This is a genomic window from Blastococcus haudaquaticus, from assembly GCF_900230285.1.
In the GTDB taxonomy this organism is placed as follows: domain Bacteria; phylum Actinomycetota; class Actinomycetes; order Mycobacteriales; family Geodermatophilaceae; genus Blastococcus_B; species Blastococcus_B haudaquaticus.
On record NZ_OCNK01000005.1, the window covers coordinates 1 to 14469 of the forward strand.

Here is a 14469-nt window from a genome sequence, read left to right on the forward strand (position 1 = left end):
GCACGAACCGCTGCAGGGCCGCACTCGGCTGGTAGCCGGCGGTCGGTGGCGGTGGCCGGAGGCTCTGTCCGGTGGTGGCGGTGCGGCGGATCTCGGTGGGGAAGGTGAGGGCGCGCAGCTGCCCGGACAGTTCGTCGATGACCGCGATCCGGGGCAGTTCGGCCAGCCCGGTTCCGGCGACCGACCGCAGGTTCAGCAGGTCGGCCAACGCCGACCCCTGCCCGCCCGTGCCCGTGCCGGTGCTGCCTTCGGTGCTGGTTTCGGTGCTGGTTTCGGTGTCGGTCTCTGTCGCGTCGCTGTCTGAGTCGGCGGGGTCCGTCCCGGCGGCCGTGTCGGCGTCGGTGTCGGTGTCGGCGGCCGTGTCGGGGTCGGTGTCGGGGTGGGTGGCTGCGTGGTTGTCGGGTGGGGTCGGCGGGAGCAGGCCGAGGGCGGTGGCCAGGGCGCGGACCAGCTCGGCGGGAACCGGCTGGCCGTCGACCTCACCGGGCTCGTCGCCGCCGGTGAGGGTGCCCACGCCGGCGACCACGGTCAGCTGCGCGCGCACCGGTGGCCGCCCGTCGGCGTCGGGGCGCAGCAGCAGATCGACCAGGCAGTCGACCATCCGCTGATCTTTGGTCCGCCCGTCCCCGGGCGTCGCGCACTCCAGCGCGTAGGCCTCCAGCATCCGGTAGCAGGCCCGGGCGACCGGCACCGGCAGCGTCGCGGTCAGCGACGCCATTCCGTCCTCACCGGGGTGCACCCGCACCGACCGGTCCCGCACCGCGGCGGCCAGCCGCCGGGCGGCCGCCGACGCGTCCGCGCGCAGCACCGCCCGCTTGGCCGCGACCCGCAGCGCGGACACGTTCTTCCCGCCCGCCCGGGCCAGCACCCGGGCCTCCACCTGTCCGCGGACCGTGTCCTCGGCGATCGGGGCGAGCACCTCGCACAGCATCCGGGCGTGCGCCCACGACAGGTCCCCGACCTCGAGTGCGGCCAGCGTGGCCGGCAGCTGCTGCACCAGGGTGATCGAGTCGGCCAGCAGCGCCGCGGCCGCCGGCGCCGACAGGCTCAACCCGACCATCACCTCATCGACCGCCCACTCACTCACCGCCGTCAGCGCCGCCGGCCGGGCCGCCCGGGAGGAGGCCGCCGCCGCACCCACCTCGGGGTCGGCGCGGTCCAACACCGACGCCGGGCGGGCCGCGGCGAACCCGGCCAGCGCGCGGGCCTGCTGCGCGGCCGCCTCCGACTGCACCCGCTGCGCCTCCGCCGCCGCCCGCAGATGACCCGCGCCGCGCTCCAGCAACCGGGCCAGCGGCAGACCTTCGGGCTCGACCCCGCCGGTCAGCGCAGCGCCGTCCACCACCGAGCGCAGCGTCCGCCCGTTCCCGTGCGAGGCGGACGCGAGGACGACCGGGCGGCGCTGCTCGATGAGTTCCACGCGCAGCGGCAACACGGCCACCAGCCCGGCCGCAGCCGCTCCTCCAGCGCCGACCAGCGGCCCTCCGGAACGGCATGCGCATCATCGAACATGCGTTCGATCCTAGCGGTCGGCCAGCCGCGCGACCAGCAGAAGGAGCGCCTGTGGACGATCAGCAGAGGGTGTGGACGAGCGCCGGCAGGACAGGCCCGGAACAGCACAGTGGCCCGGCACCGAGACGGTGCCGGGCCACTGCGGTGGCGCTACCGGATCAGCATCCGGCGAGGTGCATCAGCGCTGCGGGCCGACGCCGTTCGAGTTGAGACCCTCGAGGATCCGCGAGGACTCCTCGAACCCGATGACCACGATGGCGTCGGGGTTGAAGTCGACCATCTGCTGGACCTCGGAGTCGAAGTTCGCAGCCTGCGGGTCGTAGGTGATGCTCTGGATGTCGTCCTCGGAGAGACCCGCGTCGACCAGGTTCTGCAGGGTGTTCTCCGCGAGACCGGTGCCGTACGGGTCGTTGAGGGCCAGGATCCCGACGGTGTTGTTGCCGTCCTCGATGATCAGGTCGGCCAGGGCGCGAGCCTGCAGCGTGTCCGGCGGCGCCGTACGGAAGTACAGGCCGTTGTCGTTGTAGGTCGTGAACTGGTCCGACGTGTTCGCCGGCGAGATCTGCATGACGCCGGCCTGCGTGATGGCGTCGATGACGGTGAGGCTCACGCCCGAGGACGCAGCGCCGACGATCACGTTGACGCCCGACTGGAGGAGACGGTCGACCGTCTGCGTCGCGGTGTCGGTGGAGGCGTCGCCGGAGTCACCCTCGACGAGCTGGACCGGCTGACCGAAGACGCCACCGGCCTCGTTGATGTCCTGGATGGCGAGCTTGGCGCCGGCGACCTCCGGCGGGCCGAGGAACGCGAGGTTCCCGGTCAGCGGGAGCAGGGTCCCGACGACCAGCGGCGCGCCGCCCGTGGCGGTCGGGACGGGGTCGGGGCCCTCGTCGGTGGCGGCGTTGGCCTCGTCGCCGGCGAGCACGAACTCCGTGGCGTCGTCGTCGAGGGCGTTGTCGTCACCGAACTGCAGGATGCCGAAGCTGGCCTCGGCCGGCTCACCGGCCTCGGCGAAGCTCAGGGGACCGGAGGCACCGTCGTAGTCGACGTTGCCGCCGCCGGCCAGGATCTCCGCGCAGGCGGCGAAGTCGGTGCAGGCCTCGCCACCGAAGGTCAGTCCGTTGACGTAGGGCGCGAAGGCCGTGGCCTGGTTGGTGCCGGCAGCCTGGGCCGCCAGCGCCGCCAGGACGATCGCGTCGTAGGTCTCACCCGCGTAGTTGAGGTCCTGGAGCTCGGGGTCGACCTCCTTCAGGCGGTCCACGAAGTCCGAGGACAGGTCGGTGAGCGGCGTGGTCCCGCGCATCCCGGCGAGGGAACCCTCCTCGGAGAAGTCCTCGCCGAGGGCGTTACCCATGTTGCCGTCGGTGCCGTAGATGTTGACCTGCTTCTCACCGCTGTCAGCGCCGGTGTCGCCGCCCTCGTCCTCGCTACCGCCGCCACAGGCGGAGATGGCGAGGAGGGCGGCACCAGTGACGGCGATGCTGCGGGCAGTGGTGCCAGTGCGCATCAAGGAACTCCCAGTGTCATCGTTCTCTGCGTCGGTGAGCGGAAATCCGCGCATGGACGCCGATCGGTGCGGAGAACCTAACTGCCACGGGGAGCGATGCACCCGGCCTCACACGGACCGTGATGAGGTCGTGATCTCGGCGTGTCACGCCGACAACACGCCGGAACCTTGCGTCACACGGGTGACACAGGGGCGCAGACGGCGCCGTCGGTCAGGCGGGAGCGTCGCCCGCGGCGGTGCCGGGGGTCGCGTCGGCCACGGCGCCGGCGTCGACGATGGTCTGCGCCAGAGCCTTCATCGACGTCCGCTGGTTCATGGCCGTCCGCTGGATCCACCGGAAGGCCTCCGCCTCGGTGATCCCCTGCTCGGACATGAGCAGACCCTTCGCCTTCTCGACGACCTTGCGCGTCTCCAGCCGCTCCTCGAGGGTGCGGACCTCGCCGTCCAGCGCCGTCATCTCCGAGAACCGTGCGCGCGCCACCTCGATGGCGGGGACCAGGTCGTTCTTGGAGAAGGGCTTCACCAGGTAGGCCATCGCACCGGCGTCGCGCGCCCGCTCGACGAGCTCCCGCTGGCTGAACGCGGTGAGCACGATGACCGGCGCGACCCGGGCCTGGGCGATCTGCTCGGCCGCCGACAGGCCGTCCAGCACGGGCATCTGGATGTCGAGGATGACCAGGTCGGGCCGCAGCTCGAGGGCCCGGTCCACGGCCTGCTGCCCGTCCCCGACCTCGGCGACGACGGAGTAGCCCTCTTCCTCCAACATCTCCTTGAGGTCGAGGCGGATGAGTGCCTCGTCCTCGGCGATGATGACCCGGATCGTCTCGCTGCTCACGGATGGAGCCTAGCCACGTCAGGTGTCGACGGCGTCACCGATAGGCTTCCCTGGCCCGCCGGGCATCCCGGCACGCCCCCGTACCCCAATCGGCAGAGGGAGCGGATTCAAAACCCGCGCAGTGTGCGTTCGAGTCGCACCGGGGGCACTCTGTCGAATCGCCGATCCTTCGGATCGGCACCGCGGCCAGGTGCCGTCCCCTCCCTGCGCTGAGCTCATCTCCGGTGTTCGTCGGGGACCCTTCGGGCCCCGCTCCTCGCACCGTCTCGCAGAGCGGCTCCTGTCCCAGCGTCCTCGTCCCCTGTCCGACGCTCCTCGCGGACCCCTCCGGGGCCCACTCGTCGTGCCGAATACCCTCGGCCCGTGACCGAGCCTGCGCCGCACATGACTCCCGAGCAGTTCCGGCAGCACGGCCACGAGGTCGTCGACTGGATCGCCGACTACTGGTCGCGGATCGGCGAGTTCCCGGTCCGCTCCCAGGTCTCCCCCGGCGACGTGCGCGCCACCCTCCCAACCCAGGCCCCCGAGCAGGGCGAGCCGTTCTCCGCCGTCCTCGCCGACCTGGAGCGCGTCGTCCTCCCGGGCACGACGCACTGGCAGCACCCAGGCTTCTTCGGCTACTTCCCCGCGAACACCTCGGGTCCGTCCGTGCTGGGCGACCTGGTGTCCGCCGGCCTCGGCGTCCAGGGCATGTCGTGGGTGACCAGCCCCGCCGCCACCGAGCTCGAGCAGCACGTCATGGACTGGTTCGCCGACCTCCTGGGACTGCCCGCGTCCTTCCGGTCCACCGGCACCGGTGGCGGCGTGGTCCAGGACTCCAGCTCCGGCGCCAACCTGGTCGCCCTCCTGGCCGCGCTCCACCGCGCGAGCACCGGCGCCACGGTCCGCCACGGCGTCGACCCCGACCGCGCCACCGTGTACGTCTCCGCCGAGACGCACTCCTCCATGGAGAAGGCCGTGCGGATCGCCGGTCTCGGCAGCGACGCCGTCCGCATCGTGGAGGTCGACGGCGACCTGGCCATGCGGCCGGCCGCCCTGGCCGCCCGGCTCGAGCGGGACGTCGCCCGTGGCTTCACCCCGGTGCTCGTCTGCGCCACGGTCGGGACCACCTCGACGACGGCGATCGACCCGCTCGCCGAGCTCGGTCCGATCTGCCAGAAGTACGGCGTCTGGCTGCACGTCGACGCCGCGTACGCCGGCGTCAGCGGCATCGTCCCGGAGCTGCGCGAGCTGCAGGCCGGCGTCGAATGGGCCGACAGCTACACGACCGACGCCCACAAGTGGCTGCTCACCGGCTTCGACGCGACGCTCTTCTGGGTCGCCGACCGCGCGGCTCTCACGGGTGCGCTCGCGATCCTCCCGGAGTACCTCCGCAACGCCGCCACCGACGCCGGGGCAGTCGTGGACTTCCGCGACTGGCAGGTCCCGCTGGGCCGCCGCTTCCGCGCCCTCAAGCTGTGGTTCGTGCTCCGCTGGTACGGCGCCGAGGGCCTCCGGGCGCACATCCGCTCGCACGTCGCCATGGCCCAGCAGCTGGCCGCCTGGGCCGACGCGGACGAGCGCTTCGACGTGGTCGCCCCGCACCCGCTCGCGCTGGTCTGCCTCCGGCCGCGCTGGAGCGACGAGGTCGACGCCGACGTCGCCACCATGACCCTGCTGGAACGGCTCAACGACGGCGGCGAGGTGTTCCTGACCCACACCAACGTCGGTGGCCGGGCGGTGCTGCGGGTCGCCATCGGCTCACCGGCGACCACTCCCGCCCACGTGGAGCGGATGTGGGCCCTCCTGCGCGAGAACCACGAGTTCCTCGCCACCGACTTCGCCGCCGCGGCCGCGGAGCTGGAGGCCGAGCGGGAAGCCCAGCGCACCGCCGCGCGCGAGGCCGCGGAGCGAACCATCAGCGAGGCGGAGGCCGAGACGGCCGCCGCCGAGCCCGCCGACGTCGAACCCGCCGACGTCGAACCCGCCGAGGAGTCGTTCAGTCCTTCAGCGACCGGATGAGGCCCTCCTGGGCGACGGTGGCGACGTGCGTGCCGTCGGCCGCCCAGATCTGCCCGAAGCACAGCGCCCGCCCGTAGGAGGCCGCAGGACTGTCGGTCTCGTAGAGGAACCAGTCGTCGGCCCGCACCGGCTGGTGGAACCACACAGCGTGGTCCAGGCTCGCGCCGATGAAGTCGGGCCACCCTCCCCCGAGGCGGGCGAAGCCCGCCGACAGGAGCGTCAGGTCGCTCACGAACGTCAGTGCGGCCGCGTGGACGGCGGACTCGTCGGGCAGCTCGCCGGCCACCCGGAGCCAGGTGCGGGTCTTCGTGTCCGGCGGCGACTTGGGCGGAGCCGCGAACGGGTCCTCGAGGAACCGCTGCTCCACGACCGACCCCATGGCGGCCATCCACGCCGCCTTGTCCCCGTGCCGGGCGACGATCTCGGCCGTCCCCGGCAGGGTCTGCGGCGCCGGTACGTCGGGCATGGGCAGGCAGTGCTCGGCGACCGCCTGCTCACCGGCGTGGAAGTCGGCGGTCAACGCGAAGATGGCGACGTCCTCGCCCTTGCGGTGCTGGCGGGCGACGACCCGCCGCGTCGTGAACGACCGGCCGTCACGGATCCGGTCGACCTCGTAGCGGATCTCCTCGAAGGGATCTCCGGGCCGGAGGAAGTACGAGTGCAGCGAGTGCACGGCGCGGTCGGCAGGCGCCGTGTGCTCCGCGGCCATCAGCGCCTGGCCGGCGACCTGACCGCCGAAGATCCGCTGCCGCTCCGTGCTCGGGGTCAGGCCGACGAAGACGTCCGTGTCGCGCTCCTCGAGGCCCAGCACGGACATGAGCGCCGCGGCCTGGCTCTCCCCCGCACCGCCCCCGCGTGAGCTCACGAGTCGGTGCCCACCTCGTGCACACGGATCAGGTTGGTGGAGCCCACGGTGTTCGGCGGGCTGCCGGCGACGACGACGACGCGGTCGCCGACCTTGAGCCGCCCGATCGACAGCAGCGAGAAGTCCACCTGGGCGACCATGTCGTCGGTGTGCTCGACCATCGGCACCAGGAAGGTCTCCACGCCCCAGGACAGGGCCAGCTGGCTGCGCACCCGCGCGTCGACGGTGAAGGCGAGCAGCGGCTGCCGCGGGTGCAGCGCCGCCAGACGGCGCGCGGTCTCCCCGGTCTGCGTGAAGGTGGCGAGGGCCTTCACGTCCAGGCTCTCCGCGATGTCCTTCGCCGCGCGGACGATCGCCCCGGAACGCGACCGGGAGCGGCGGGCCACGTCGGGCACCCACAGGGTGTCGCTCTCGACGGCGTCGATGATGCGCTCCATCGTGCGCACCGCCCCGATCGGGTGCGCCCCCACGGAGGTCTCCCCCGACAGCATCACCGCGTCCGCACCGTCGAGGACGGCGTTGGCGACGTCCGAGGCCTCGGCGCGGGTGGGGCGCGAGTTGGTGATCATCGACTCGAGCATCTGCGTGGCCACGATGACCGGCTTGTTGCGCTCCCGGGCGGCCTGGACGGCGCGCTTCTGCACGAGCGGTACCTGCTCCAGCGCAAGCTCCACGCCGAGGTCGCCGCGGGCCACCATGATCCCGTCGAATGCCTCGACGATCGCTTCGAGGTTCTCGACCGCCTCCGGCTTCTCGAGCTTCGCGATGACGGGGACGGTGACGTCCTCCTGCCGCATGATGTCGCGCACGAGCTCGAAGTCCGCCGGTGACCGGACGAACGACAGGGCGATGAAGTCGACGCCTAGGTGCAGGGCGAAGCGGAGATCCTCCTCGTCCTTGTCCGACAGCGCGGGGACGCTCACCGCCACGCCGGGCAGGGACAGGCCCTTGTTGTTGGACACCTCGCCGCCCTCGACGACGAGGCAGAAGACGTCCGGCCCCTGGGTCCGCACCACCGTGAGGGCGAGCTTGCCGTCGTCGACGAGGAGCCGGTCGCCCACCCGCACGTCGTCGGAGAGGTTCTTGTACGTGGTCGAGACCCGCTCGGCGGTGCCCTGGACGTCCTCGGTGGTGATGCAGACCTGCGAGCCGGTGGGCCAGTTCACCGGACCGTCGGCGAAGGTGCCCAGCCGGATCTTCGGGCCCTGGAGGTCGGCGAGGACGGCGACGGCGTGGCCGGTGGCGTCCGATGCCTCGCGGACCAGCCGATAGGCGGTGGCGTGGTGCTCGTGCGCCCCGTGGCTGAAGTTGAGCCGGGCGACGTCCATGCCGGCCTCGACGAGGGCGGTGATCTGCTCCAGGGAGCTGGTCGCAGGTCCGAGGGTGCAGACGATCTTGGCGCGGCGGGACATGGCGATAACGCTAGTGGCTAGACGAAATGATCTCGCCCGCGGCCCGGCGACCGCGTGTCGGGTGCCCCGCCGAGTGGGGCCCGGAGGGCTCCGCGCAGGAGGGACTGACACGCTCCTCCGGACCGGGGTACGGCTGCTGACCGCGGTGCGGTCCGGAGGAGCGCGATGTCACCGGAGCGCGACGGTCGTGGGGGCCACCGGCGCCGGGAGCATGGAGTTCCCGGTGAGCCAGGTGTCCGCGGCCGCGGCGGCGGCCCGCCCCTCGGCGATCGCCCACACGATGAGCGACTGGCCACGTCCCATGTCCCCCGCGACGAACACGCCGGGTTCGGTGGACATGAACGCCTCGTCGCGGGCCACGTTGCCGCGCCCGTCGACCTCGACACCGAGGGCGTCGACGAGCCCCTCGCGCTGGGCACCGGTGAACCCCATGGCCAGGAAGACGAGGTCCGCCGGGAGTTCGCGCTCGGTGCCCTCGACCTTCTGGAAGCGGCCGTCGACCCGCTCGACCTCGTGCAGCAGCAGCGCCCGCACGTTGCCGTCGCCGTCGTCGACGAAGCGCTCGGTGTTGACCGAGTAGAGCCGCTCGCCGCCCTCCTCGTGCGCGCTGGAGACGCGCATGACCATCGGGTACGTGGGCCACGGGTTGGCGCCGGTGTCCCGGCGGTCCGGCGGCGCCGGCATGATCTCGAGCTGGGTCACCGACGCGGCCCCCTGGCGGTGCGCCGTGCCGAGGCAGTCCGCGCCCGTGTCGCCGCCACCGATGATCACCACGTGCTTGCCGTGCGCGTCGATCGGCGGGGCCTCGAGCTCGCCCAGCGCCTGCAGGTTGCCGTACGGCAGGTACTCCATGGCCAGGTGGATACCGGCGAGCTCCCGGCCGGGGGCCGGCAGGTCACGACCGATGGTGGCTCCACCGGCGAGGACGACGGCCTCGAACTCCGCCCGCAGCTGCTCGGTGGACAGGTCGTCCTCCCCCGAGCCGCCGACCTCGACGCCGGTGACGAAGCGGGTGCCCTCGGCGCGCATCTGGTCCAGCCGCCGGTCGAGCACGGCCTTCTCCATCTTGAACTCGGGGATGCCGTAGCGGAGCAGGCCCCCGACGCGGTCGGCCCGCTCGAAGACGGTCACGTCGTGGCCGGCGCGGGTGAGCTGCTGGGCGGCGGCGAGGCCCGCGGGGCCCGAGCCGATGACGGCGACCTTCTTGCCCGTCCGCTCCGCCGGAGCCTGCGGCTGGACCCAGCCCTCCTCGAAGGCCCGGTCGATGATCTCCCACTCGATCTGCTTGATCGTGACCGGCGACTCCTGGAGGTTGAGCACGCAGGAGCCCTCGCACGGAGCCGGACAGAGCTTCCCGGTGAACTCCGGGAAGTTGTTGGTCGCGTGCAGCCGCTCGATCGCGTCGTGCCAGTCGTCCCGGCGGGCGAGGTCGTTCCACTCCGGGATCAGGTTGGCCACCGGACAGGCGTGGTGGCAGAACGGGATGCCGCAGTCCATGCAGCGCGCCGCCTGCTTGCGGACCTCCGCCGTCGGGAACAGCGGGTCCTCGCCGTTCTGCCGGGCGACGTAGACGTCCTTCCAGTCCCGGATCCGGACCTCGACCGGACGGCGCGTCGGCAGCGCCCGGTCGTACTTCAGGAAACCCGTCGAGTCAGCCACGAGCCGCCTCCATCACCGCAAGATCAACATCGGTCCCGTTCGCCTCGGCCATCCGCTGCGCCTCGAGGGCACGGCGGTAGTCCCGCGGCATGATCACGCTGAACTGCTCCGACCACCGGCCCCAGTCGGCCAGCAGCGCGTGCGCCACGGTCGACTCGGTGTCGGCGGCGTAGCGGATCAGCACGTCGCGCAGCCACTGCGCGGACTCCCCGTCCAACGGCTCGACGTCGACCATCTCGCTGTTGACGCGGTGCCGGGCGAGGTCGAGCACGTAGCCGATGCCGCCGGACATGCCGGCCGCGATGTTGCGCCCGGTCGCCCCGAGGATCACCGCACGGCCGCCGGTCATGTACTCCAGCGCGTGGTCGCCGACCCCTTCGACGACGGCCAGCGCGCCGGAGTTGCGCACGCAGAACCGCTCGCCCACCCGACCGCGCAGGAAGATCTCCCCACCCGTCGCGCCGTAGCCGATGACGTTGCCGGCGATGACGTTGTCCTCGGCGGCGAAGGACGCCTCACGGGACGGGCGGACGACGATCCGGCCACCCGACAGGCCCTTGCCGACGTAGTCGTTGGCGTCGCCGAAGAGCCGCATCGTGATCCCGCGCGGCACGAAGGCCCCGAACGACTGCCCGGCCGAGCCGCCGAAGGTCAGGTCGATCGTCCCGTCGGGCAGCCCCTCGCCCCCGAAGCGGCGGGTGACCATCGAGCCCAGCATCGTGCCCACGGTCCGGTTGACGTTGCGCACCGGCAGCTCGAGGCTGACCGGCCGCGCGTCGAGCAGCGCGCCCTCGCACAGCTGGATGAGCGTCTGGTCCAGGGCGACGTCGAGGCCGTGGTCCTGCGACTTCACCCGGCGCAGCGGCGCGCCCTCCGGCAGCTCCGGCACGACCAGCATCGGCGAGAGGTCGAGCCCCTGCGCCTTCCAGTGGCCGACGGCCTTGCGGGTGTCCAGCAGCTCGGCGTGGCCCACGGCCTCGTCGATCGACCGGAAGCCGAGCTCGGCGAGGTAGCTGCGCACCTGCTCGGCGAGGAACTCGAAGAAGGTGACGACGAACTCCGGCTGCCCGGTGAACCGCTTGCGCAGCTCCGGGTTCTGCGTGGCCACGCCCACCGGGCAGGTGTCCAGGTGGCAGACCCGCATCATGATGCAGCCGGACACCACCAGCGGCGCCGTCGCGAAACCGAACTCCTCGGCACCCAGCAGCGCCGCGATGATGACGTCGCGGCCGGTCTTCATCTGCCCGTCGACCTGCACGGTGATCCGGTCGCGCAGCCCGTTGGCCAGCAACGTCTGCTGCGTCTCGGCCAGACCCAGCTCCCACGGGGAGCCGGCGTGCTTCAGCGAGGTCAGCGGCGCGGCACCCGTCCCGCCGTCGTGCCCGGAGATCAGGACGACGTCGGCGTGCGCCTTGCTCACCCCGGCCGCGACCGTGCCGACCCCGACCTCGGCCACCAGCTTGACGTGCACGCGCGCGTCGTTGTTGGCGTTCTTGAGGTCGTGGATGAGCTGCTTGAGGTCCTCGATCGAGTAGATGTCGTGGTGCGGCGGCGGGCTGATCAGGCCGACACCCGGCGTCGAGTGCCGGGTGCGCGCCACCCACGGGTAGACCTTGCTGCCCGGTAGCTGGCCGCCCTCGCCGGGCTTGGCGCCCTGCGCCATCTTGATCTGGATGTCGTCGGCGTTGACCAGGTACTCGCTGGTGACGCCGAACCGGCCGGACGCCACCTGCTTGATCGCCGAGCGGCGCAGGTCGCCGTTCTCGTCGGGGGTGAAGCGGTCGGGGTCCTCGCCGCCCTCCCCGGTGTTGGAGCGGCCACCCAGCCGGTTCATCGCGATGGCGAGGGTCTGGTGGGCCTCCGCCGAGATGGAGCCGTAGCTCATCGCCCCGGTGTTGAACCGCTTGACGATCTCGCTCGCCGGCTCCACCTCGTCGATCGGCACGGGCGGGCGCACGCCGGTCCGCAGCGCGAAGAGCCCGCGCAGGGTGGCGGCCTCCTCCGACAGCTGGTCGACCGTCCGCGTGTACTTCTCGAAGACGTCGAACTGCCGCGACCGGGTGGCGTGCTGGAGGAGGAACACCGTCTCGGGGTTGAACAGGTGCACCTCGCCCTCGCGGCGCCACTGGTACTCGCCACCGGTCTCGAGCCGGCGGTGCGCCCGCTCGGTGGGGTTCTCCGGGTAGGCCCGGCGGTGGCGCATGGCCACCTCCTCGGCGAGCACGTCGATGCCGACGCCGCCCAGCGGACAGGAGGTGCCGGTGAAGTACTCGTCGACGAGGTCCTGGGAGAGCCCGACGGCCTCGAAGATCTGCGCCATCGTGTACGAGCCGACGGTGCTGATCCCCATCTTGCTCATGACCTTGAGGACGCCCTTGCCGAGCGCCTTGACCATGTTGCGGACGGCCTGCGCCGGCTCCACGCCGGTGAGCGCGCCGTCGCGGATGAGGTCCTCGATCGACTCGAACGCCAGGTAGGGGTTGACCGCGGCCGCGCCGTAGCCCAGCAGCAGGGCCACGTGGTGGACCTCGCGGCAGTCGCCGGACTCGACGACGAGGCCGACCTCCATGCGCGTCTTCTCGCGCACCAGGTGGTGGTGCACCGCGGCGGTCATCAGCAGCGACGGGATGGGAGCGCGCTTCTCGTCGCAGTCGCGGTCGGACAGCACGATGATGCGCGCGCCGGCCGAGATCGCCTTGGACACCTTGGTCCGCAGCTGCTCGATCGCCTCGGCGAGCGCCGCTCCCCCGCCGGTGACGTCGAAGTGGCCGGTGATCCGGACGGCCGCGAAGCCGGGCAGGTCGCCGTCGTCGTCGATGTGCAGGATCTTGGCCAGCTCGTCGTTGTCGATGACGGGGAACGGCAGGTGCACCTGGCGACAGGACGCGGGCGACGCCGCGAGCAGGTTCTGCTCCGGGCCGAAGGTGCGCCCGAGGCTGGTCACCAGCTCCTCGCGGATGGCGTCCAGCGGCGGGTTCGTGACCTGCGCGAACAGCTGGCCGAAGTAGTCGTAGAGCAGTCGCGAGCGGTCCGACAGCGCCGCGACGGGGGTGTCGGTGCCCATGGAGCCGATGGGCTCGGCGCCGGAGGACGCCATCGGCGTCACCAGGACGCGCAGCTCCTCCTCCGTGTAGCCGAACAGCATCTGCCGGCGGACGACGGACTCGTGGCTGGGCCGCGAGCGGCGGCGCTCGGGCAGCGAGGGCAGGTGCACCAGGCCGGCGTGCAGCCAGTCCTCGTAGGGGTGCTCGGCGGCCAGCGCCCCCTTGACGTCCTCGTCGGAGACGATCTTCCCCGACGAGGTGTCGACCAGGAACATCCGGCCCGGCTGCAGCCGGCCCTTCGCGACGACGTCGGCGGCCGGGATGTCCAGGACGCCGACCTCGCTGGCGAGCACGACGACGTCGTCCTTCGTGCGCCACCAGCGGCCGGGGCGCAGCCCGTTCCGGTCGAGCACGGCGCCGATCAGGGTGCCGTCGGTGAAGCAGACCGCGGCGGGCCCGTCCCACGGCTCCATGATCGAGGAGTGGAACCGGTAGAAGGCCCGGCGGGCCGGGTCCATCTCGTCGTGGTTCTCCCACGCCTCCGGGATCATCATCAGCACGGCGTGCGGGAGCGAGCGGCCGGACAGGTGCAGCAGCTCGAGCACCTCGTCGAAGGTGGCCGAGTCGCTGAAGTCGCTGGCGGTGACCGGGAAGATGCGCTCCAGTCCCAGCTCCGACGCGGGGCCGGCCGGGCCGTCGAAGAGCTGGGTGTCCAGCTTCGCCTCGCGGGCCCGCATGCGGTTGCGGTTGCCCTTGATGGTGTTGATCTCGCCGTTGTGCGCGATGAACCGGAACGGGTGCGCCAGCGGCCAGCTGGGGAAGGTGTTGGTCGAGAACCGGCTGTGCACCAGTGCGATCGCCGACTCGTAGCGCTCGTCGCGGAGGTCGGGGAAGAACAGCGGCAGCTGGTCGGTGGTGAGCATGCCCTTGTACGTGATGGTCCGCGACGACAGCGAGGCGATGTACAGCGAGCTGCCGGCCTCGACCGCGGCCCGCTCGGCCCGCTTGCGCAGCACGAACGAGCGCCGCTCGAGCCGGGTGACGCCGTTGGGGGCGACGTTCCCGCCGAAGGCCTTCGCGTCGGCCCGGCCGCCCATGGTCTCGGCCACGAACAGCTGGGCGAAGTGCGGCATGACCGCGCGGGCCGTCGGCCCCAGGTCCGCGCCGTCCGGGTCGACCGGGACGTCGCGCCAGCCGAGGACGGTGAGCCCCTCCTCCTCCGCGAGCCCGGCGACCTGCTCGTAGCGGGCGGCCCGCTCGGCGTCGTCGGTGGGGAGGAAGGCGATGCCGACCGAGTACTCGCCCATCGGCGGCAGGTCGAAGTCGACGCTGGCGCGCAGCAGCGCGTCGGGCAGCTGGGTCAGGATGCCCGCACCGTCGCCGGAGTTCGGCTCGGAGCCGGCTGCGCCCCGGTGATCGAGGTTGTGCAGGGCCGTCAGTCCCTGGGCGACGATGGCGCGCGAGCGCCGACCGCGGGCGTCGGCCACGAAGGCGACACCGCAGGCGTCCTTGTCGTTCGCCGGGTCGTAGAGGCCGGAGGCAGCGGGGACCGCGGAGAACGGAACGGCTGACTTCGGAGCGGCGGGGGCGGTGAGGTCGGGCATGTCACTCCCGTCGTCGGCGACGCCCGCGTC

At 72.2% G+C, this 14469-nt stretch carries 8 protein-coding genes and 1 tRNA gene; 2 read left to right on the top strand and 7 right to left on the bottom strand.

What is annotated here, in order from left to right; genetic code table 11:
- The 3 genes from CRP30_RS17930 to CRP30_RS17940 all read right to left on the bottom strand — a co-directional run.
- A partial coding sequence (locus CRP30_RS17930; protein WP_143278492.1) for a 13E12 repeat family protein occupies window positions 1–1435 on the bottom strand: 1435 nt, incomplete at its 3' end.
- 255 nt (window positions 1436–1690) lie between these two features.
- Window positions 1691–3019 carry an ABC transporter substrate-binding protein gene (locus CRP30_RS17935; protein WP_097185396.1) on the bottom strand — a complete coding sequence of 443 codons (1329 nt, stop codon included), beginning with the start codon at window positions 3017–3019 and terminating at the stop codon, window positions 1691–1693.
- Between the two features lie 211 nt (window positions 3020–3230).
- Window positions 3231–3854 carry an ANTAR domain-containing response regulator gene (locus CRP30_RS17940; protein WP_097185397.1) on the bottom strand — a complete coding sequence of 208 codons (624 nt, stop codon included), beginning with the start codon at window positions 3852–3854 and terminating at the stop codon, window positions 3231–3233.
- Between the two features lie 74 nt (window positions 3855–3928).
- Here CRP30_RS17940 and CRP30_RS17945 point away from each other — a divergent pair.
- Together CRP30_RS17945 and CRP30_RS17950 are read left to right on the top strand one after the other, a co-directional pair.
- Window positions 3929–4002, top strand: a tRNA-Leu gene (locus tag CRP30_RS17945).
- A gap of 215 nt (window positions 4003–4217) precedes the next feature.
- Complete coding sequence (locus CRP30_RS17950; protein WP_235003520.1) at window positions 4218–5855, top strand: aminotransferase class V-fold PLP-dependent enzyme; 1638 nt, start codon at window positions 4218–4220, stop codon at window positions 5853–5855.
- On the opposite strand, the gene CRP30_RS17955 is transcribed toward CRP30_RS17950, so the two are convergent.
- From CRP30_RS17955 to gltB, 4 genes are all read right to left on the bottom strand, one after another.
- On the bottom strand, window positions 5833–6720 hold the full coding sequence (locus CRP30_RS17955; protein WP_235003521.1) for an acyl-CoA thioesterase: 888 nt from the start codon (window positions 6718–6720) through the stop codon (window positions 5833–5835). The two genes, CRP30_RS17950 and CRP30_RS17955, sit on opposite strands and share 23 nt — an antisense overlap.
- Complete coding sequence (gene pyk, locus CRP30_RS17960) at window positions 6717–8132, bottom strand: pyruvate kinase (RefSeq protein WP_097185399.1); 1416 nt, start codon at window positions 8130–8132, stop codon at window positions 6717–6719. The genes CRP30_RS17955 and pyk overlap by 4 nt, the downstream gene beginning before the upstream one ends.
- A 168-nt stretch (window positions 8133–8300) precedes the next feature.
- Window positions 8301–9791 (bottom strand): glutamate synthase subunit beta, encoded by a 1491-nt coding sequence (locus tag CRP30_RS17965; protein ID WP_097185400.1) that lies wholly within the window; start codon window positions 9789–9791, stop codon window positions 8301–8303.
- Window positions 9784–14439, bottom strand: coding sequence for a glutamate synthase large subunit (gltB, locus tag CRP30_RS17970; RefSeq protein ID WP_097185401.1), 4656 nt, complete (start codon window positions 14437–14439; stop codon window positions 9784–9786). The genes CRP30_RS17965 and gltB overlap by 8 nt, the downstream gene beginning before the upstream one ends.
- Window positions 14440–14469 lie beyond the last annotated feature (30 nt).